Origin of the sequence: Brevibacterium pigmentatum, assembly GCF_011617465.1 — a bacterium.
Taxonomy (GTDB): domain Bacteria; phylum Actinomycetota; class Actinomycetes; order Actinomycetales; family Brevibacteriaceae; genus Brevibacterium; species Brevibacterium pigmentatum.
Genome location: NZ_CP050153.1, coordinates 1,724,267 through 1,744,199 on the forward strand (window position 1 = coordinate 1,724,267; position 19,933 = coordinate 1,744,199).

At 64.8% G+C, this 19,933-nt stretch carries 21 protein-coding genes; 18 read left to right on the top strand and 3 right to left on the bottom strand.

Annotated features, from left to right (window positions below; all coding sequences use genetic code 11):
- Nucleotides 1-12 precede the first annotated feature (12 nt).
- Nucleotides 13-1,410 (bottom strand): SPFH domain-containing protein, encoded by a 1,398-nt coding sequence (locus GUY30_RS07775; RefSeq protein WP_228281806.1) that lies wholly within the window; start codon nucleotides 1,408-1,410, stop codon nucleotides 13-15.
- A gap of 140 nt (nucleotides 1,411-1,550) precedes the next feature.
- On the opposite strand from GUY30_RS07775, the gene GUY30_RS07780 reads away from it, so the two are divergent.
- The 12 genes from GUY30_RS07780 to GUY30_RS07835 all read left to right on the top strand — a co-directional run bounded on the left by GUY30_RS07780 (nucleotide 1,551) and on the right by GUY30_RS07835 (nucleotide 11,896).
- Entirely contained in the window at nucleotides 1,551-3,080 is a 1,530-nt protein-coding gene (locus GUY30_RS07780) for an alanine/glycine:cation symporter family protein (RefSeq protein ID WP_167195866.1), read from the top strand.
- 113 nt (nucleotides 3,081-3,193) lie between these two features.
- Entirely contained in the window at nucleotides 3,194-3,511 is a 318-nt protein-coding gene (locus GUY30_RS07785; RefSeq protein ID WP_167195869.1) for a chorismate mutase, read from the top strand.
- 246 nt (nucleotides 3,512-3,757) lie between these two features.
- Entirely contained in the window at nucleotides 3,758-4,066 is a 309-nt protein-coding gene (gene rplU, locus GUY30_RS07790; protein ID WP_167195872.1) for a 50S ribosomal protein L21, read from the top strand.
- 15 nt (nucleotides 4,067-4,081) lie between these two features.
- A complete protein-coding gene (rpmA, locus tag GUY30_RS07795; protein ID WP_025776788.1) occupies nucleotides 4,082-4,333 on the top strand; it encodes a 50S ribosomal protein L27 in 252 nt (83 codons plus the stop codon).
- Between the two features lie 101 nt (nucleotides 4,334-4,434).
- Nucleotides 4,435-6,000 carry a GTPase ObgE gene (obgE, locus tag GUY30_RS07800; protein WP_167195875.1) on the top strand — a complete coding sequence of 522 codons (1,566 nt, stop codon included), beginning with the start codon at nucleotides 4,435-4,437 and terminating at the stop codon, nucleotides 5,998-6,000.
- The gene (proB, locus tag GUY30_RS07805; protein ID WP_167195878.1) at nucleotides 5,997-7,163 is read left to right on the top strand and encodes a glutamate 5-kinase; all 1,167 of its coding nucleotides are present in this window, start codon (nucleotides 5,997-5,999) and stop codon (nucleotides 7,161-7,163) included. The genes obgE and proB overlap by 4 nt, the downstream gene beginning before the upstream one ends.
- A gap of 3 nt (nucleotides 7,164-7,166) precedes the next feature.
- Nucleotides 7,167-8,456 (top strand): glutamate-5-semialdehyde dehydrogenase, encoded by a 1,290-nt coding sequence (locus GUY30_RS07810; protein WP_167195881.1) that lies wholly within the window; start codon nucleotides 7,167-7,169, stop codon nucleotides 8,454-8,456.
- Nucleotides 8,457-8,645: 189 nt separating this feature from the next.
- Complete coding sequence (locus GUY30_RS07815) at nucleotides 8,646-8,804, top strand: hypothetical protein (RefSeq protein ID WP_167193005.1); 159 nt, start codon at nucleotides 8,646-8,648, stop codon at nucleotides 8,802-8,804.
- Between the two features lies 1 nt (nucleotide 8,805).
- Complete coding sequence (nadD, locus tag GUY30_RS07820) at nucleotides 8,806-9,411, top strand: nicotinate-nucleotide adenylyltransferase (protein ID WP_167195884.1); 606 nt, start codon at nucleotides 8,806-8,808, stop codon at nucleotides 9,409-9,411.
- The gene (locus GUY30_RS07825; protein ID WP_167195887.1) at nucleotides 9,404-10,873 is read left to right on the top strand and encodes a hypothetical protein; all 1,470 of its coding nucleotides are present in this window, start codon (nucleotides 9,404-9,406) and stop codon (nucleotides 10,871-10,873) included. The genes nadD and GUY30_RS07825 overlap by 8 nt, the downstream gene beginning before the upstream one ends.
- Nucleotides 10,874-10,925: 52 nt before the next feature.
- Complete coding sequence (gene rsfS / locus GUY30_RS07830; RefSeq protein WP_228281807.1) at nucleotides 10,926-11,303, top strand: ribosome silencing factor; 378 nt, start codon at nucleotides 10,926-10,928, stop codon at nucleotides 11,301-11,303.
- Nucleotides 11,300-11,896: a histidine phosphatase family protein gene (locus GUY30_RS07835; RefSeq protein WP_167195893.1), complete on the top strand. Its 597-nt coding sequence runs from the start codon at nucleotides 11,300-11,302 to the stop codon at nucleotides 11,894-11,896. Before rsfS ends, GUY30_RS07835 begins: the two co-directional genes overlap by 4 nt.
- Nucleotides 11,897-11,925: 29 nt before the next feature.
- Here GUY30_RS07835 and GUY30_RS07840 read toward each other — a convergent pair whose 3' ends face one another.
- A complete protein-coding gene (locus GUY30_RS07840) occupies nucleotides 11,926-13,062 on the bottom strand; it encodes a glycosyltransferase family 4 protein (protein WP_228281808.1) in 1,137 nt (378 codons plus the stop codon).
- A gap of 114 nt (nucleotides 13,063-13,176) precedes the next feature.
- Here GUY30_RS07840 and GUY30_RS07845 point away from each other — a divergent pair, with 114 nt between their 5' ends.
- The 6 genes from GUY30_RS07845 to GUY30_RS07870 are packed head-to-tail and all read left to right on the top strand — an operon-like array spanning nucleotide 13,177 to nucleotide 19,078.
- Nucleotides 13,177-16,215 (top strand): DUF4040 family protein, encoded by a 3,039-nt coding sequence (locus GUY30_RS07845; RefSeq protein WP_167195896.1) that lies wholly within the window; start codon nucleotides 13,177-13,179, stop codon nucleotides 16,213-16,215.
- Nucleotides 16,212-16,544 carry a sodium:proton antiporter gene (locus tag GUY30_RS07850; protein WP_039210769.1) on the top strand — a complete coding sequence of 111 codons (333 nt, stop codon included), beginning with the start codon at nucleotides 16,212-16,214 and terminating at the stop codon, nucleotides 16,542-16,544. The genes GUY30_RS07845 and GUY30_RS07850 overlap by 4 nt, the downstream gene beginning before the upstream one ends.
- Nucleotides 16,541-18,058, top strand: coding sequence for a monovalent cation/H+ antiporter subunit D family protein (locus GUY30_RS07855; RefSeq protein WP_167195900.1), 1,518 nt, complete (start codon nucleotides 16,541-16,543; stop codon nucleotides 18,056-18,058). The genes GUY30_RS07850 and GUY30_RS07855 overlap by 4 nt, the downstream gene beginning before the upstream one ends.
- Entirely contained in the window at nucleotides 18,058-18,432 is a 375-nt protein-coding gene (locus tag GUY30_RS07860; protein WP_167200796.1) for a Na+/H+ antiporter subunit E, read from the top strand. The genes GUY30_RS07855 and GUY30_RS07860 overlap by 1 nt, the downstream gene beginning before the upstream one ends.
- On the top strand, nucleotides 18,429-18,689 hold the full coding sequence (locus tag GUY30_RS07865; protein ID WP_167195903.1) for a monovalent cation/H+ antiporter complex subunit F: 261 nt from the start codon (nucleotides 18,429-18,431) through the stop codon (nucleotides 18,687-18,689). Before GUY30_RS07860 ends, GUY30_RS07865 begins: the two co-directional genes overlap by 4 nt.
- Entirely contained in the window at nucleotides 18,689-19,078 is a 390-nt protein-coding gene (locus GUY30_RS07870; RefSeq protein ID WP_167195906.1) for a cation:proton antiporter, read from the top strand. The genes GUY30_RS07865 and GUY30_RS07870 overlap by 1 nt, the downstream gene beginning before the upstream one ends.
- Before the next feature lie 99 nt (nucleotides 19,079-19,177).
- On the opposite strand, the gene GUY30_RS07875 is transcribed toward GUY30_RS07870, so the two are convergent.
- Nucleotides 19,178-19,900 carry an alpha-ketoglutarate-dependent dioxygenase AlkB family protein gene (locus GUY30_RS07875; protein WP_167195909.1) on the bottom strand — a complete coding sequence of 241 codons (723 nt, stop codon included), beginning with the start codon at nucleotides 19,898-19,900 and terminating at the stop codon, nucleotides 19,178-19,180.
- Nucleotides 19,901-19,933 lie beyond the last annotated feature (33 nt).

A 19,933-nucleotide genomic window follows, 5' to 3' on the forward strand; every position in this document is an offset into this window, starting at 1 on the left:
CGGGTCGGTCGGTCAGCCTGCCGACTGCTGATTGCGGGTGGTGCTGATGGTCGGCTGCGCCGCCTGATCACCGCAGAGGACGATCATCAGGTTGGACACGAGGTCGCTGCGTTCGGTCTGTCCGAGCTTGACGATCTGACGTCCTTCGATCTCCTCGATCGCCGTCTCCACCATGCCGACGGCTCCTTCGACGATGAGCTGGCGAGCAGCGACGACGGCAGTGGCCTGCTGGCGTTGGAGCATGGCACGGGCGATCTCCGGAGCATAGGCCAATTGGGTGATGCGCGATTCGATGATCGTCACTCCCGCTGCCATGACTCGGGCTGCGACCTCGTCGGAGAGTCGCGAGGTGATCTCGTCGGCATTGTCACGCAGCGACATGCGGCGCGGATCCGAGGAATCGTAGGCATAGGAGTTCGCGATGTGGCGAACAGCGGTCTCGGCCTGGATCGCGACGAACTCCTCGAAGTCATCGACCTCGAACATCGCCTGCGCTGTGTCCCTGACCTGCCAGACGACCACGGCACCGATCTCGATCGGATTGCCATCGAGGTCGTTGACCTTCAGCGTCGAGGTCTCATGATTGCGGATGCGCGTGGAGATCTGGTCCTTCGTGTAGAAGGGGTTGACGAACCGCAGACCCGACTGCCTGACCGTCCCGACGTATTTGCCGTAGAGCTGGAGGACGACGGCGTGTCCGGGCGCCACCGAGGTGCAGCCCTTGAACAGGAACATCGATGCGATGAAGGACAGAACGGCGACGATGATGAGAACGACGCCGACGACGACCTGGGCGAACGTCATGACGAAGCCGACGATTCCGAGGAGCACCGCGAGGAGCAGCAGGACGATGGCACCGACGGTGGCGAAGTAGCCCGAGACTCCGCCTGCCGGCTTCTCTCGGGCCTGCTCGCCATCGGGGGAGACGATGCGTGTGGGGGCAGAGTTCGGCCGACCGGGACCGGGGGAGCCAGGGGAGGAGTGCTGCGACTGTGCAGCGGTGCGTCGGGGGCCGTTGTCGGGTGCCTGCGACGGGGCGGGCCCAGAACCGGTGTTCGGCCTCGGACCCGAACCGGAACTCTGCCTGGTGGTACGACGACTCTGTGGTGCCGGGGGCAGAGGGGTGCCCTCACCGTGGTGCGGCGGGGCACCGGTGTTCGCCTGAGCACCGGCAGGCGGACCATACTGGGTCGTCGATCCCGAACCGCCGATCGCCCCGGACTGTGCGCCCTGCGAACCATAGTGACCATTGGGATTCGTCACCGCCTCGGCGCCGGGATAGGACGCGGGCTGACTGTGGCCGGTCTGGATATGAGTGCTCGGATCACCGCTGGGGACCGGGCCGCGATCAAGGTTCGGATTCGATGAGCGATTCGGCTGCTGACCTGGCTGCTGAGGGTTCTGAGTCATGCCCCCAGTCTAGGTCAGGTAATGAGACGCCGATCTCAAATCCCCCTCGAACGTCCTGTTTGATAACGGTTCGATAACTGAAAAGGTCCCATAACGTGGAACGCTTGAATGTGACTCAAGTCTCAGTAGGTTGTCACACTATGAATAGTCTTCACATCACAGCCGCGCCGGTCTCTCCGGTCGACGATGCCATCAATTCCTGGTTCGATCCGATCGCGACGTGGTTCGGCAGCATCATCTTCTTCCCGATCACCATCGGCGAGCTCTCGTTTCCGTTCGTCGTCCTGTGGCTGATCTTCGCGGCACTGGCCTTCACCGTCTACTTCGGAGTCATACAGGCCCGCGGAGTGAAGCTGTCGCTCGAGATCATCCGCGGCAAGTTCTCCTCGAAGTCCGACCCGGGCGAAGTCACCCACTTCCAGGCCCTGGCGTCCGCCCTGTCGGGAACCGTGGGGCTGGGCAATATTGCGGGTGTCGGCGTGGCTATCGCGCTCGGCGGTCCCGGCGCCACCTTCTGGATGATCGTCGCCGGACTGCTCGGCATGTGCACGAAGTTCGTCGAATGCACGCTCGGTGTGAAATACCGTGAGATCGACGAGAACGGTGTCGTCCATGGCGGGCCGTTCAAATACCTGCCCGTGGCCTTCCGCCGTTTCGGCAAGCCGGTGGCATCTGTTCTCACCGGGCTCTTCGCGATCGCCATCCTCATCTTCGGCGTCGTCGGCGGCGGAATGTTCCAGGCGAACCAGACCTTCGCTCAGGTGCGCACAGCCACCGGCGGAGACGACGGACTCCTCGCCGGCCCCTTCGCCTCACTCATCTTCGGACTCATCTTCGCCGCCCTCGTCGCCCTGGTGATCCTCGGGGGAATCCGCTCGATCGCGAAGGTCACCGACAAGCTCGTTCCCGGAATGGCCATCTTCTACGTCGTGTCCTGTCTCCTCGTCCTCGGACTCAACTTCTCGAACATCCCGGCCGCCATCGGTGAGATCTTCGCCGGTGCGTTCAACCCGCAGGGTGTGGCCGGCGGCATCGTCGGCGTCATGATCATCGGGTTCCAACGTTCGGCGTTCTCCAACGAGGCCGGCATCGGCTCGGCTCCGATCGCCCACTCCGCGGTCAAGACGCGGCGCCCGATCTCGGAGGGATTCGTCGCACTCCTCGAGCCCTTCATCGATACCGTGATCGTGTGCACCATGACCGCACTGACGATCATCGTGGCCAACCAGGCCTCGTACCGCAATGACCTCGGCGAGGGTGAGATCGGCGGCGTCGCACTCGCTTCCGATGCGTTCTCCACCGTCGCATCCTGGTACCCGATCCTCCTGGCTGTCGCGGTCGCGCTCTTCGCGTTCTCCACCCTCATCACCTGGGCTTACTACGGAGAACAGGCCTGGGGCTTCCTATTCGGCCGGGCGAAGGCAAGCGTCACCGTATTCCGCACCCTGGTCTGCGTCTTCGTCGTCATCGGCTGTGTCGCCACCTTCTCGAAGGTCGTCGAATTCGCCGATGCGGCCCTGTTCATGTGTGCCTTCATCAACATCCTCGGCCTCTACATGCTCATGCCGGTCGTCAAGAAGGAGATGAAGAAGTACCTCGCCGACCGCAAGGCAGGCACCCTCAACGATCCGGACACCGCCGACGCTGTCCCGGTCGAAGAGCCCGCCTGAGTCTCAACCTCCTCTTCGAGGTGAGGGGGGACAGCCACTATCAAGGAACACTGTGCGCCGCGGCCATTCGGACGCGGCGCACAGGTGTGTTCGAGCATCGCTAGACTGGGTGCGTGGATGAGAACAGAGACGACAGAACACGCGCAGTCGAACGGCTGCAGGAGCTGCGGGGCAGCATCGACAACATCGATGCCTCCCTCGTCCATCTTCTGGCCGAGCGCTTCAAACTCACCGAACGCGTCGGCGAGCTCAAAGCCGACCATGGTCTGCCTCCAGCCGATGAGTCCCGGGAGGCCCGGCAGGTCGCCCGGCTGCGGGAACTCGCCGAGGAGTCCCACCTGGATCCCGAGTTCGCGGAGAAGTTCCTGGCGTTCATCGTCGCCGAGGTCATCCGTCGGCACGAACGCATCGCGGAGTCGCGCGAGAGCTGAGCGGGCGCGCTGGGGAGCTCGCATTCTCCGGAGGTGAACGAGAGATGGCTCACAATCTGCAGGTCGGCCGCCGAACATGGGAGATGGGTTTGCCGATGGTGTGTTCTCTCGACTAGAATTGATCGTCGGTGCGCGTGAAGCACCACGGCTGGTGATTCCTCTCAATGGGATGTCTGCAGGATCCGTTCTGCGGCAGCCAAGGGACAACCGCCGTTCGTTTGTTTTCAACAGAAAGAGGGTTCGACCATGGTCTACGCCATCGTCCGCGCCGGAGGCCACCAGGAAAAGGTGAGCGTCGGCGACATCATCACAGTCAACCGAATGAAGGCGAAGGCTGGAGACAGCGTCGAACTCGATGCCGTACTTCTTGTCGACGGTGAGACGGTCACGACCGATGCCGACGCTCTGGCGAAGGTCTCGGTCAGCGCTGAGGTCGCCGGTGAACTCCGCGGTCCCAAGATTGTGATCCAGAAGTACAAGAATAAGACCGGGTACAAGAAGCGTCAGGGCCACCGCCAGGACCTCACCCGTCTGAAGATCACGAACATCAAGTAAGAGGAGACTTCTCACATGGCAAGCAAAAAGGGAGTCAGCTCGACCCGCAACGGTCGCGACTCGAACCCACAGTACCTCGGCGTGAAGCGCTTCGGCGGCCAGGCCGTCAAGGCCGGCGAGATCATCGTCCGCCAGCGCGGAACCAAGTTCCATCCCGGAGCCAATGTCGGCCGTGGAGGAGACGATACCCTCTTCGCTCTGACTGCCGGCGCCGTGGAATTCGGCACCCGCAACGGTCGCAAGATCGTCAACATCGTCGGAGCCTGATCCTTTCCGGATCCGTTCCGTCGTCAATATGATCTCTCCCTGAACGAGGGAGCATGAAGGGTGAGTCGAACGACTCACCCTTCATCTGATATAAGGACATTATGGCCACCGAGTTCGTAGACCGTGTCACCGTTCACCTCGCCGCAGGCGCAGGTGGGAACGGGTGTGCCTCGATCAGGCGTGAGAAGTTCAAACCGCTCGGCGGTCCCGACGGCGCCGACGGCGGCAACGGCGGGAACATCATCTTCCGCGTCGACCGTCAGACCACGACGCTGCTTCCTCTCCATCACCGTCCGCATGTGCGTGCCGACGACGGGGGAATCGGCAAGGGCGATCTGCGGCACGGCGCCGATGGACGAGACCTCATCGTCGCCGTGCCCGAAGGCACGGTCGTGAAGAACACCAACGGCGATGTCATCGCCGACCTCATCGAGGACGGTACCGAGTTCACCGCCGCTGCCGGAGGCCGCGGCGGACTCGGCAATGCCGCGCTGGCATCGACGAAGCGCAAGGCCCCCGGCTTCGCGCTCCTCGGGGAGCCAGGGCAGAGCCTCAGCCTCGTCCTCGAACTCAAGACGATCGCCGATATCGCCCTCGTGGGTTACCCATCGGCGGGCAAATCAAGCCTCATTGCCGCGCTTTCTGCCGCGAAGCCGAAGATCGCCGACTACCCGTTCACGACGCTCGTGCCCAACCTCGGGGTCGTCCAGGCCGGGGACACGCGCTACACGGTCGCTGATGTTCCGGGACTCATTCCCGGCGCATCGGAGGGCAAGGGACTCGGCCTCGAGTTCCTCCGCCACGTCGAACGCTGCGCCGGTCTCGTCCATGTCATCGACATGGCCACCTGGGAGCCCGGACGCGATCCCGTCTCCGACCTCACGATCATCGAATCCGAGCTCGCCGCCTATGCCGTCGACCTCGATGACGGCAGCGGACTCCTGCCGCTCTCCGATCGCCCGAAGCTCGTGGCGCTGAACAAGGTCGATATTCCCGACGGCCGAGATCTCGCCGATATCGTCCGTCCCGACCTCGAGGCCGCGGGCTACCGGGTCTTCGAGATCTCAGCCGTCAGCCATGCCGGTCTCCGGGAGCTCTCGTTCGCCATGGCCGAACTCGTGCTCGCCGAACGGGAACGTCGCGCCGAGCTCGAAGCGACACCGCAGCGCATCGTCATCCGTCCGAAGGCCGTCGACGATCGCGGCTTCGAAGTCCGTTCCGAACGATCCTCCGACGGACCGCTCTTCCGTGTGCTCGGCGACAAGCCTCGGCGATGGGTGCAGCAGACGGACTTCGGCAACGACGAAGCAGTCGGCTACCTGGCCGACCGGCTCGAACACCTCGGCGTCGAAGAGGCGCTGTTCAAGGCCGGTGCCAAACCCGGTGACACGATCGTCGTCGGCGGAGACGACGGTGTCGTCTTCGACTGGGACCCCACGACCGTCGGCGGTGCCGAGCTGCTGGGCTCCCGCGGATCGGACGCCCGACTCGACGAGGATGCGCGAGCCACACGCAAGGAGCGCAAGGCGGCCTATCACGAGAAGATGGACGCGAAGGCCGCGACGCGGGCCGAGTTCGAACAGGAGCGCTTGGCCGAACGCGCTCACCGCGAGAGCAGCCAGGGTGCGCCCGCGACGCGGTCTGCTGAGGGAGCCGACGAGGAGTGAGCGCCGCGGTTCAGGCGGGCTCCTCCGCAGCGTCCGTGCGTAACGACATCGCCCACGCCCGCCGTGTCGTCGTCAAGGTCGGTTCGTCCTCTCTGACGACGATCGACGGCGGACTCGACGAGGCCAAACTCATCGCCCTGACCGATGTCATCGGGGCTCACCGGTCGGCCGGTCACGAAGTCATCCTCGTATCCTCCGGAGCGATCGCGGCGGGGCTGGAGCCGATGGGGCTGAAGAAGCGTCCCCGTGATCTGGCCAGCCAGCAGGCAGCCGCTGGGGTCGGTCAGGGACTGCTCATGGCCGCATACACGCGCGCTCTGGGACGCTACGATCTCGTTCCCGGTCAGGTTCTGCTCAGCGCCGATGATCTGATCCGGCGCACCCAGTACAAGAACGCGCAGCGTGCCATCGACAAGCTCCTGGCCCTGGGCACACTGCCCGTCGTCAACGAGAACGACGCCGTGGCCACTGAGGAGATCCGCTTCGGTGACAACGACCGATTGGCGGCGCTCGTCGCCCACTTGGCTCACGCCGATGCGCTCGTGCTGCTGTCCGATGTCGACGCTCTCTACTCCGGGCCTCCCGACCTGCCCGGCTCCCGGCTGATCGACCGGGTCCACGGTCCCAGCGATCTCGACGACCTCGCCATCGGCGGTGTCGGAACGGCAGGGACCGGCACCGGCGGAATGGCCACGAAGGTCGACGCCGCCATCATGGTCGCCGATTCGGGCATCCCGGCCGTGCTGACCTCGGCACCGCAGGCCGCCTCGGCGCTGTCGGGAGAGGCCGTGGGCACCTACTTCGCGGTCACTCACAAACGACGCGGCACCCGCCTGCTGTGGCTGCGGCACCTTGCCCGGACGTTCGGAACGGTGACGATCGACAGAGGCGCCGAAACCGCTGTGCTCTCCCGTGGAACCTCACTCCTCGCTGCCGGCGTCACTGCGTGCAGCGGGAACTTCGAAGCAGGTGACCCGGTCGAGATCCGCAATCTCGACGACGCGGTCATCGCGCGCGGAATGACGAACTTCTCCTCGGACGAGCTGCCGCTGATGTTCCGCTCCACGACCGAGGAACTTGGCACCCGTCTGGGAAATGACTACCGTAAAGAGGTCATCCATCGAAACGATCTCGTTCTCACACAGGTGAGCGGGGGGAGATAGCCCATGACAGCAGCAGCCGAGATCCACCCGAAGACCGTCCGCGGAGTCACTCGCATCGTGCGCAACGCGAAGTCCACCTCCAGTCTGTTGGCGACGGCCTCGACCGCGGAGAAGAATGCGGCACTCGGGGCCATCGCCGAGGCTCTGCGCAGCAACACCGACCGCATCGTCAAAGCCAATGACGCCGACATCGCCGCCGGCACCGAGAACGGGATGAGCGAGTCTCTGCTCGACCGTCTGCGCCTCGACGCCGATCGCATCGCAGCGATCGCCGATTCCGTCGAGGACGTCATCGACCTCGCCGACCCGGTCGGCAACGTCGTCGTCGGACGCACCCTGCCCAACGGCATCCGACTCACTCAGAACCGTGTGCCGATGGGCGTGATCGGCGCGATCTACGAAGCTCGTCCGAACGTCACCGTCGATATCGCCGTCCTCGCACTCAAATCCGGCAACTCCTCGGTCCTGCGCGGCGGTTCGGCCGCACAGAACTCGAACACGGAGATCATCTCCGTCCTCCGCAGGGCCGTCGAATCGGCGGGCCTGCCGGCCGACTCGATCAGCGGCATCGACCAATACGGACGCGAAGGCGCGCACGTGCTCATGCACGCCCGCGACTACGTCGATCTGCTCATTCCCCGAGGCGGCGCCGACCTCATCAACATGGTCGTGCAGGAATCGATCGTGCCCGTCATCGAAACCGGTGTGGGCAATGTGCACATGTTCATCGACTCGACAGCGACGGTGAAGACCGCCGTCGACCTCGTCCTCAACTCGAAGACGCACCGCCCCAGCGTATGCAACTCGCTGGAGACGCTGCTTGTCCACGAGAAGGCCGCGAAGCGTGTGCTGCCGAAGATCCTCGAACGCCTCGACGGTGCCGGAGTCATCGTCCACGCCGACTCCGATGTCTCAGCACTGGCACCGGCAGGGATGAAGGTCCGACGAGTGTCCAGGCGCGACTGGGCCAAGGAATACCTGGGACTGGAGATCGCCATCAAGCTCGTCTCCGGGATCGAAGAGGCCATCGACCATATCCGCGCCTACAGCTCCGGCCACACCGAGGTGATCGTGACGAAGGACCTCGACAACGCGGACACCTTCGTCACCGCCATCGATGCCGCAGCGGTCGGAGTCAACGTCTCCACACGATTCACCGACGGGGGAGAGCTGGGCTTCGGCGCAGAGGTGGGCATCTCCACGCAGAAGCTGCACGCTCGCGGACCGATGGGGCTCGAGCAGCTGACGACCACGAAGTGGGTGATGATGGGCAACGGTCAGGTCCGTTCCTGAGTCCGATTCCTGAGTCCCAACCGACTCCGACGCTCCGCGTTCAGGGCACGCACTGCCCGACCTGGTGAGACATCGGAACAGTAAGAAGTCATGTCGATGCCGGAATCCCCGGTCGTTCATGAGAAACTGAGAAGGTAATGACGCCGATGCGCTCTGCGCGCATCGGATCACTGAGTAAGGAGAAATGACGTGAACGCAGCCATTATGGCCGCAGCCGAAGGCGGGGAACACGCAGCCCACGTCGAGCTGCCGATGGATCCGATCTGGTACGGCCTCATCACCCTGGCGATCTTCATCACGATGGGCGTTGTGTCCCGATCGTGGAAGGGCATCTCGCACCGCCACTGATATGGCAGAGCACAGACGCAGAGTCGGTGTCATGGGCGGTACCTTCGACCCCGTCCACAACGGCCACCTCGTCGCGGCAAGTGAGGTTCAGGCGACCTTCGACCTCGACGAGGTGGTATTCGTCCCCACGGGACGGCCGTATCAGAAGGACGTCGAAGAGGTCAGCAGTGCCGAGCACCGGTATCTGATGACCGTCATCGCAACGGCATCGAACCCGCGATTCACCGTCTCTCGAGCCGATGTTGACCGACCGGGACCGACCTACACGATCGATACGCTGCGTGACCTCGCCCGCAGCTACGGTCCGGACACCGAGTTGTTCTTCATCACCGGCGCGGATGCTTTGGCTCAGATCTTGACGTGGAAGAATGTGGATGAGCTGTTTTCCCTGGCCCACTTCGTCGGGGTCAGTCGGCCCGGGCACGAACTTCACGGTGAGGGACTGCCGGTCGATCGGCTGAGTCTCGTGCAGATCCCTGCGCTGGCGATATCGTCCACGGATTGCAGAGAACGGGTGATGGATGGTGCCCCCGTCTGGTACCTCGTACCGGACGGCGTAGTGCAGTACATCGCGAAATACGAGTTGTACAGGAGTGAGAATGGCTGAGGAGCAGTTCACGTCACGTCGAGCACGGCGAGAAGCCGAGAGGCTGGCGGCGGAACAGGCGTTCGAAGCACGAGAGGTTCCTGAGCAGCCGAAGGAGGCTCCGAACTCTCGCGCCGGTCTCCTCAGTCCGCTGCCCCCGAAGAAGCCCGATGCGAAACCCGCCGCCGAGAGCAGCGATGACACCGCCTCGCGCATCGACCCCGAACCCTCGCAGCGGACCAGCCACGAACGTGGTGCCCTGGCATCGGACCACCCGCAGGAGTCGCGGCCGCCCGTGCAGGCCGAGGATCGTCTCGACCCGACGCGGGCCCCGTTGCCGCACTTCCAGACTCGTTCCGAGAAGAAGCGGTACCTCCGTGAACACGGACTCTCGCTCTACGGCGATCTGTCCACCGGCGCACTGCCGGTCGTCGCGGATGAGAAGGAACTGGCCGAACGCCAGGCCGCAGCCGAAGGTCGACTGACCGGACCGATTCCGGAAGTCTCGGAATCAGGATCTGCGGAAACGAAGTCGGGATCCGCTGAGCCGGGATCAGATTCCGTCGAAGCGGAATCTCCGGCGCCCCCTCCTGATGACTCGTCCACCGATTCGACATCGGATGCGAAGACCGACGAGACCGAGCACGAATCCTATGACACCGCCGGCTTCGGTGGAGCCTCGGAAGAAGTTGCCGCTCGTGACTTCGAAGCCCCCGTCACGTCGAGCTCGGCACCGCGTCCGACGACTGTGGACAGCGAACCCTATGATGCGCTGTCGATGCCGTACTCGGCCCTCGACGGAGACGCTCCGGCACTCGGAACCGACGCGGCCAAGCCCGCCGACCGAGCCGGGAAGGACGAAACCGCTGATACGGGCCAGGCGGACAAGCCCGCTGATCAGGCTGAGAAGAACGAGCCGGCCGACCAGGTTGAGAAGGGCGAGCCCGTTGGTGGTCCCGAAACCGCCGACTCATCGGACCAGTCCGCGGCCGAACCGGAATCCACTTCGCGGTCGCGTCGGATGCCGATAGTGCAGCCGCCCTCGACGTCCGGAGTCCGAGTCGTCACCGCAGCCTCGGCGCAGAGCCCCGAGGTCGACGAGGCCCGAAAGAGGGACTCCCGTGGTCAGCAGACACCGGATTCCGGTCCTGCGGACGAGGCCCACTCCGGCTCTGCCGCCGCAGGCGCCGACGAATCGACCGGTGAAGCAGGCTCGGATGACGCGGCACGCGCCTTGGCCGCAAACCCGGAGACCCGTCCGATGGACGCGGTGCCCGAAGCCTGGTCGCTGCCGAATGCCGACTACGAAGACGAAGAGACCGTGAACCCTCCCGGTTCACGCATCCGCGCCAGCTCGGTGACCGGGCAGGACGGACAGATCCTCATGGGCGAAGAGCCCTCGAAGATGCCCTATATCGTCCTCGGCGTCGCCGCATTCTTCGCCCTGGCCCTCATCGTCATCGCCCTCGTCATGTTCCTGTGAGCAACACCTGCGACACACCACCTCCACAACCGCATCCATGCGAAAGGATCTTGTGAGCGAGACCGCCGAATCCACCCAGCTGCTTCGAACCGCGGCCAAAGCCGCGGATGAGAAGCTCGGAACCGACATCATCGGCCTCGATGTGAGCTCCACGCTCTACATCACCGACGCGTTCCTCATCGTCTCCGCCGACAACGAACGTCAGATCGGTGCGGTCATCGACGCGATCGAACAAGAGGTCCAGCTCGTCCACGACCGCACCCCTCTGCGCCGAGAAGGCCGGGGAGGGGACTGGGTGCTGCTCGACTTCGGAGAGATCGTCGTTCACGTCTTCTCTGCCGAACAGCGCGAATACTATGCTCTCGAGCGGCTGTGGAAGGACGTCCCGGTCATCGATCTGCAGCTGCCGGAACCCGGCTCGAACGAATGACGAAGACCGTTCTGTTCTGGCGGCACGGGCAGACGGACTTCAACGTCGCCGGCCGATTCCAGGGGCAGTCCGATGTCCCCCTCAACGACACGGGCCGGGCACAGGCCGAACAGGCCGCCCGGCGCCTCGCCGAGCTCGGTCCCGAACTCATCGTCTCCTCCGACCTCTCGCGCGCCGCTGCGACCGCAGACAGCCTGGCCACGCTCCTCGGCCTCGAGCCTGTCCGGGACCGGAGGCTGCGAGAGACCGCCTTCGGTGAGTGGGAGGGCTCCACTCGCGCCGAGGTTGCTGAGACCTGGCCGAACGAACTCGCCGAATGGGCCTCCGGTGCCGATATCGCACCGCCCGGCGGTGAGTCCCGCACCGAATCGGGCGGCCGAGTCGCAGGCGCCATCACCGATATCGTGCAGTCCGCGGAAGCGTCGACGATCGCGATCGTTGCCCATGGTGCGGTGCTGCGCGCTGCGGCCGAGATCCTCATGGAGATGACCGGAACCGGTCGACTCGGCGTTCTCGGGAACTGCGGTCACGGAGAGTTCGAATTCACCGGCGACAACTGGATCCTGCGCAGCTGGGGCGCAATCTCCCGCTGAGGTGATCGTCCGCACCAATGCGGACTCAGCTACCCTGTCGTCCGCTTCGCAGCAACGTCTCTGATGAGTTCGACGAGCGAGTCGGCCGACTTCGCCCAATCGAAGACCTGGGACTGACGCTGACCGGCTGCGGACAGCTCCGCCCACCTCTCGGCATCCGTGAGTCGGGTGACCGCCTCGGCGATCGACTCCGGATCCTCCGGGTCGAAGTACTCGGCCGCGTCGGCAGCGATCTCCCGGAAGATCGGAATATCCGAAACAGCCACAGGCACTCCCTGCGCCATCGCTTCGATGACGGGCAGACCGAAGCCTTCCTCGCGCGAGGCGGTGACCAGGGCCGTCGACTGGTCCAGCAGTCGGGCGTACTCCTCATCGCTGATTCCACGGTGGAAGACGACCTTGGCCCGGCCCGGGATGAGGGCACGCAGCTGCGCTTCCCGCCGACCATCGATGCGGCTGGCGATGTGCAGGGTCCACCCCGGCAGATGCTCGAGAGATCGGATCAGGGACTCGACGTTCTTGTACGGCAGGAACGCACCCATGTAGATGAGGGACTTCGCATCGTGCCGGTTCGCCGCCCGCGTGGCGGTGGCGGCCACCTCGGCGGCGTTGGACACCACCTGCACCGGACGTTCCGTCAGACGGTGGGCGGCGATGAGGTCCTTCGTCGTCTCGGACACAGCCGCGACGGCATCGGCGCGGTTGAGCAGCAGCCGCTGCGGGGCGAAGCTCAGGTGATACGCCCGCCACAGCAGTCGGACCGGCAGCGGCAGGTCGCCGGGCGGCTTCGGATGGGAGTAGTAGATGAGGTCGTGGATGGTGAGGATGAGCCCGTACCTGCGACCGAACGAACCCATCGTCTGCATCGTCGAGAACACGACATCGGCTCCCAGCGCATTGAGCTTTCCGGCGATGGCCACCTCGGCGGGCGAGGTGGGATCGTTCAGCTCAACCCACGAACATTCGGGAAGCAGCGCCAGCTGTGCCTGATCGCTGATGATCACGGTGACGTCGATCTCGGTGCCCTCCACGGCTCGCAGCAGGGCGGAAAGCAGACACGAACCGTACCGGGAGATCCCATCGTGATGGGTCGTGCGGGTGAAGCGTGCGTCGAAGAAGACCGACAGCCTCGGGCAGGGGCGAAGGCTCTTTGTGCTTTTGCTCATGGAACTCCGAGTCGATAGTCTGAAACTTCGAAAGTCTGTGTCTGTCAGAATGAGCACGAAGGATCAGCGAGTGAAGGAACGATCACCTGTGCCCGCGGCCGTTGAGGCCCGGTCATGATCCTAACGCTAATCGCTCTGGCCGCACTTGTCGTTCTCACTCCTCTCCTCACCCGTTTCGCAGGTCGGGAGAGCGGTTGGCCGCTCGCCATCGCCTACCTGGGTGTGGCTGCGCTGTTCACCCCCACCGCTGCACAGGTGATGGCCGGGAACAACCCGGAGACGTCGTATCCGTGGATTCCCAGTTTCGGCGTCGACCTGGCGCTGCGGGCCGACGGCATCGGTGTGGTCTTCACATATATCGCCCTGATCATCGGGGCGGTCGTGTTCATCTATTCGACCCGCTACCTCAGCCCCGGACGGAACACGAGCTTCTACTGGCTGATGGTGATCTTCACCTTCTCCATGGTCGCGCTCGTGCTCACCAACGATGTGCTCGTGCTGTTCGTGTGCTGGGAGCTGACGTCTCTGGCATCGTTCTTCCTCATCGCCCGTTCCGGATCACCCGGTCAGGCGCCGGCCCTGCGGACGATGTTCTTCACGTTCATCGGCGGCCTCAGCCTGTTGGTGGCCACCGGAGTGATCATCGCCGTGACCGGGACGACGAACCTCGCCGACGCGATCAGCTCGCCGGTGTGGGCGGGACAGCCCGAGGTCACGACGCTGGTGGCTCTGCTCGTCGGCATCGCAGCCATGACGAAGTCGGCTCAGTTCCCCTTCCACCCCTGGCTGCCCGACGCGATGGCCGCAGCCACCCCCGTGTCGGCCTATCTGCATGCCGCGGCCGTCGTCAAAGCCGGCATCTTCCTCATGCTCCGGTTCTCTCCGACCTTCCATGCCGCACCGGCATGGAACGTTCTGCTTGTGACGGCGGGACTGCTCACCGCCTGCCTGGGCGGCTGGTTCGCTCTCAATCAGCATGACGTGAAGAAGCTCATGGCCTACTCGACGGTGTCTCAGCTGGGCCTCATCACCGCCGTCATCGGTGTGGGCACCGAGGCGGCGATCGCCGCCGCCACTCTCCACGTCATCGCGCACGCACTGTTCAAGTCCGGTCTGTTCATGATGGTCGGAGTCGTCGACCACCTCGCCGGCACCCGCGACCTGGCACGGATTCCGAAGCTCATGCGCACCGCCCCGGCGGCGTTCACGGTGATGATCATCGGCTGTGCGTCCATGGCCGGGATTCCACCGCTGTTGGGCTTCGTGTCCAAGGAAGCCCTGTTCACCGCGTTGGGGGAGACTCCGGGCGGGCCCTGGGCGGGTTGGGTGACCCTGCTGGTGGCAGTCGGCGCATCCGTGCTCACCTTCGCCTACTGTGCGAAGACCGTCTGGGGCAGCTTCATCGACGGCCGCGAACCCGAGGAGGGCTGCATCCACCGCGGTTCACCCATCATGCTCATCGCCGCAGCCCTGCCGATCCTGACCTCGATTCCGCTGAGCTTCGTCCTCTTCCTCCTCGACACTCCGCTCGACCACGTGGTGCGGGCGGCGGTGCCCACGGCCACGGAGCCAGTGCATCTGGCGCTGTGGCACGGATTCAACATCGAACTGCTCGCTTCGGGCCTCATCATCGCCGTCGGCGTGCTCATCATCCTGCGCCGTTCGCGCGTCTTCGTCTTTTTCCACAAGGCCACGCTGCCGTTCGACGGATCCGATGTCATCGCCGGGCTGACGGCAGGGCTGAAGAGGCTGGGGCACGGACTCTCCGCCTTCGTCCGTCCGATGAATTCCGGACCCTATCTCGCGATGTCCCTGGGCGGGCTGAGCGTGCTCGCGCTCGGGTCGATTCCCGTCGTCTTCGCCGGTCTGCCACCGCTGCAGGAGAACCTCAACCGCCCCGTGGACCTCATCCTGCTCATCCTCATCACCGTGGCGGTGCTCGTCCTGTGCACCTCGCATTCGCGACTGACCACCGTCGTGGCGCTGTCTGCCATCGGAATCCTCGCCACCGTGCAGATCCTGGCTCTCGGCGCCCCCGACGTCACCCTGACCCAGCTGCTCGTCGAAGCGATGACGATCATCGTCATCATGCTCGTGCTGCAGAAGCTGCCCCGGTCGTTCTGGAAGTACCCGAAGCGCAAGCAGACACCGCGGCTGATCCTCGCGATCATCGTCGGGGCGAGCGTGGCCGGACTCACTCTGGCGCTCAACGGTCGTCGGGAACGGTCCGACCTCGGCCTGTACTACCTCGACAAAGCCCCGGAGATCAGCGGCGGAAAGAACATCGTCAACACGATCCTCGTCGAGTTCCGTGCCCTTGATACCCTCGGTGAGCTGACCGTCCTCGGCATGGCCGGAATCGCGATCGTCGCGGTGATGTCGACGGTCAAGGACAAGTTCATCGACCCGCCGGCCGAGAACATCCCGGAGCCGCCGCGGCCGCCGTGGGTGTCGATCCGCCCCAAAGGCACCACCGCCTATCGTGCCGTCCACGAGGCCTGGCCGAACGTCATCCCTCTGCAGCTGACCCTGAAGATCCTCGGCCCGCTGCTGGCGGTGAGCTCGCTGCTGATCTTCTGGCGCGGCCACAATTCCCCGGGAGGCGGCTTCATCGCCGCCCTCGTCGGGTCTGCCGTCATCGGCCTGGCCTACCTGTCCACGCCGAAGGACCGGGCGATCGGTCCGCCGCGTGCGCCCCTGTACCTCATCGGCTCCGGAGTCGCCACAGCAGTGGTCACGGGAATCATCGGCCTCCTCTTCGCCGGTTCGTTCCTCCAGCCGATGCACACCGAATTCGCCGGTCAGCACTGGACGACATCGATGCTCTTCGACGTCGGCGTCTACTTTGCGGTGCTCGGCCTCATGCTGCTCTCGTTCAACCTCCTCGGCGTCTCGGACTCCGCGGCCACGCCGGCCGGCGACGACGTGCTCACCAACGGCATCATCCGCCGCGACGTCGAACGCACCCGCGAACGGGCCGATGAGCTGCTCTACGGTGAGCTCAGCGGCCCGATGGAAGCCATCCGCGGCGAACGCCCCGAACGCAGCCGGCGTCGCGGCGCCGACAAGTCCGAGGAAGCGAAGGTGCGGGCGAACTCGACGCATATCCTCCACGGGGACCCACCGGCCGACGGAGACGAGGAGGAAGCATGATCCTGGCACTGACGATCGGCGTCCTCACCGCCGGCGGCGTCTACCTCATGATGCAGCGCTCCATGGTCCGGGGAGTCTTCGGACTCACCCTCATCTCCCACGCCGCGAACTTCATCTTGCTGTCGGCCGGAGTCGGCGCCTGGAGAGGCGAGCCGCTCGCCGGTCGCGGAGACCTCGCCGAGGCGGCCGACCCGCTGCCGCAGGCGTTCGTCCTCACCGCCATCGTCATCACCTTGGCGGTCACGATCTTCATGCTCGCTCTGGCCGTACTCGGCCATGACGATGACCAGAAACGCAATCCCGAGACGGGGGAGGAGCGCGACTCATGAACTCCGCACTGCTCCTCCTGCTCATCGGCATCCCGCTCCTGGCCTCCGCGCTGAGCGTGCTCATCACCTCACGCACCTTCGACCGGCTGCTCCTGCTCGCTGTACCTATGCTGGTCGGCGGCAGCGGCATCGCCCTGCTCGGGGTGCACGCCTCGACTCCGGTGCTCGCCCATTCGGTCGGCGACTATGTGCCGGGTCTGGCGATCGTGTTCGTCTCGGACACGTTCACCGCGCTCATGCTCGTCCTCACCTCTTTGGTCGCGTTCGTCAGCAGCCTGTTCCTCGTCACCACCGGAGAGGACCAGTACCGGTTCGTCCCGGCACTCATCCTGATGATGCTCACCGGTGTCTACGGTGCGCTGCTGACAGGTGATCTGTTCAACTTCTTCGTCTTCGTCGAAGTGATGATGCTGCCCGCCTATGCGCTCATCGCCGTCACCGGCACCTGGCGCAGACTCGGAATCGGGCGACTCTACGTGATGGTCAACCTGCTGACCTCGACGATGCTGCTCATCGGCGTGGGATTCGTCTACGGCGCCACCGGCACGGTCAACCTCGCCGTTCTGGCCGATCAGGGACGCCCGACCGGTCAGGCCGCGATTGCTCTGGGCGTCGTCATGCTGTCACTGTTCATCAAGGCCGGCGGCGCGCCCTTCCACGGGTGGCTCGTCCGCAGCTATCCGAACACCTCGGCGGGCATGATGTCGCTGTTCTCCGGTCTGCATTCGAAAGTCGGGCTCTACGCGATCTACCGCATCTACACCACCGTCTACGGTGAACCCGCCCCGTGGGCGGTCGCCATCCTCATCGTCGCGGTGGCGAGCATCCTCATCGGTGCGATCTCCGGATTCGGGCAGGTGCGCGTGCGCAATGTGCTCGGATTCCAGATGACCGCCGGCGTCGGCCACATTCTCATCGGCGTCACCCTGCTGACTTCGGCGGCCCTCGGTGCCGGTGCGTTCTACATGATGCACCATATGATCACGATGGCGGGTCTGCTGCTCATCATGGGCGCCGTCGAACAGACCTACGGCACCGGTTCCTTCCGCAAACTCTCCGGGCTCGCCTCACGCGAGCGGTGGGCGACCATCCTCATGATCCTCGGACTCTTCTCCCTCGTCGGTCTGCCGCCGACCTCGGGACTGTGGGGCAAGGTCGGACTCATCAGGGCGTCCACCGATACCGGCGGCGGCTTCGGCTGGATCCTCGTCTCAGCCGTCGTGGCAGGCGCACTCATCAGCCTGCTGGCGCTTCAGCGCACCTGGCGCAACACCTTCTGGGGACCTCCGATGCAGACGTACCGTCCGGACTCTGCTGAGACCGGGCGCGCCCCGGCCGAACCGATCATGCGCAGCGTGCGCATTCCCGCCCGACTGCTGGTGCCCGCCACGATCATGATCGGTGTCTCCGTCGCGCTCTTCTGCTACCCGGAGCCTCTGCTCGACCTCACGCACCGGGCAGCCGAGGGTCTGCTCGACCACAGCGACTACATCGAGGCGGTGATGGCACCGTGATGCGCCTCATCCACGGAATCTCCTACGTCGGCTTCATCGTCTGGGCGATCATCACTGGGTCGGCGACCATTGTCGCCCGACTCTTCCACAGCGACTACGCCCAACCGATGATCGTCGAGCTGCCGATGCGCTGCGCCACCGACCTCGAAGTCACGCTCTTCGCATCCTCGATCACCATCACTCCCGGCACACTGGTCACAGCGATCGCCGCCGGCACGTCGATGACTCCGCCGGTGATCTTCGTCCACGCCCTGTTCGAGGAGTCGGAGGAATCCGCCCTCGACGGACTCATCGATATGGAGTCGCGACTGCTGTCCATGACCCGCGGTCGGGCGCCGGGACCACACGCCGATCCGCAGGGAGGACGCTCATGATCGTCATCGCCGCCATCTGCGCGGTCATCCTCGCCGCTGCCATCATCATCGGCCTCATCCGCGTGCTCACCGCCCGCGACCAGGGCTCACGCGCGGTGGTCTCGGACCTCATCTACTTCTCGTCCATCGCGATCGTCACGATGCTCGGCATCGCCGTGTCCTCGTCGATCGTCCTCGACGTGATCTTCCTGTCCTCTATGGTAGGGATCCTCGCCACGATCGCCCTGTCGCGCATCCTCACGAGGGGGCACCGCTGATGAACGAAACACTGGCCACGACCCTCGTCGGGATCTTCGGAATCACGGGTTCCCTGCTCCTGCTCGGTTCCGCATTGGCGATGTTCCGGGTGCGCGACGCACTGTCGCGGATCAACGTGTTCTCTCCGGCCACCGGGCTGGGCATGCCGTTCATCGTCATCGCGGCCTTCGTATTCGACTTGTACTCGTCCGGGTTCTCCTGGACCTCGCTGATCATGGCAGTCATCGCCGTGCTGTGTCTGATCATCGTGTCCTCGGTCGCGAGCAACACCTTGGCCAGGTCAGCCGTGCTGTCCGGACAGCCGGTGTTCCGCAAGACGGCACCGAATCGGCTCGCAGCGCCGCCCGAAGGCGTCATCGACGGCGACCCAGACGCGCAGGAATCCTGAGTCCGCCGTTCTCTGAGGGCGCCGTTCGCTCGGTACGTTCAGCTGCTCGGGTCCGTTGCTGTCGCGGTGGTGGGTCGCTCAGCCACGTGGTCGCGTCGCTCAGTCCCGTCCGGTCGTACGCATCGTGATGTTGATCCTGCCACCGCCGAGGTGGTCCAGCCGTCCCGCATCCGGTGCGGTTCCCGCTTGGATCGATCGGACCCCGTGATAGGCGAAGCGGGCAGGTCCTCCGAAGACGAAGGCGTCGCCCGACGCCAGGCGCAGATCGTCGAAGGGACGGTTGCGGGTCTCGGTGTTCCCGAACCGGAAGAGGCACGTATCGCCGAGTGACAGGGAGACGACGGGGGCGGGATCGAATTCGTCCTTGTCCTGGTGCATGCCCATCTTCGCGTGCTCGTCGTAGTAGTTCACGAGCGCCACATCCGGGTGGTAGGCCGTAGGATCGAATCCCCAAGCGGCAGCGGTTCCCGGGGCGAACTCCGCGGAGTCCTCGACGACCGTAACTGCCGACTGCAGAACCTGTCGGCCCAACCGGGTCATCCAATCGGGAAAAGGCAGCACCACCTTGTCGTTGACGTCGACGGCACGCCGGTCGTAGCGCCCGGGCTGCCAATGCCAACCGAGACCGATCGTCGTCACGCTCATCGGGTGGCCGGCGATCGTCGTGGCATGGGGTGGAACCGGACCCGACTGCCATTCGGCGTAGCGGGCGATGATCCACTGCTGTGCCTGGGCATTGAGGAAGCCCGGCACCCAGACCGCGCCGGGTGCGACGATTCTCGGTCGGCGGTCGAAAGCCTCATCGGCGAAGAGCGAATCCATGCCTACCAGGATGCCAGAGTAGGCACAGATACC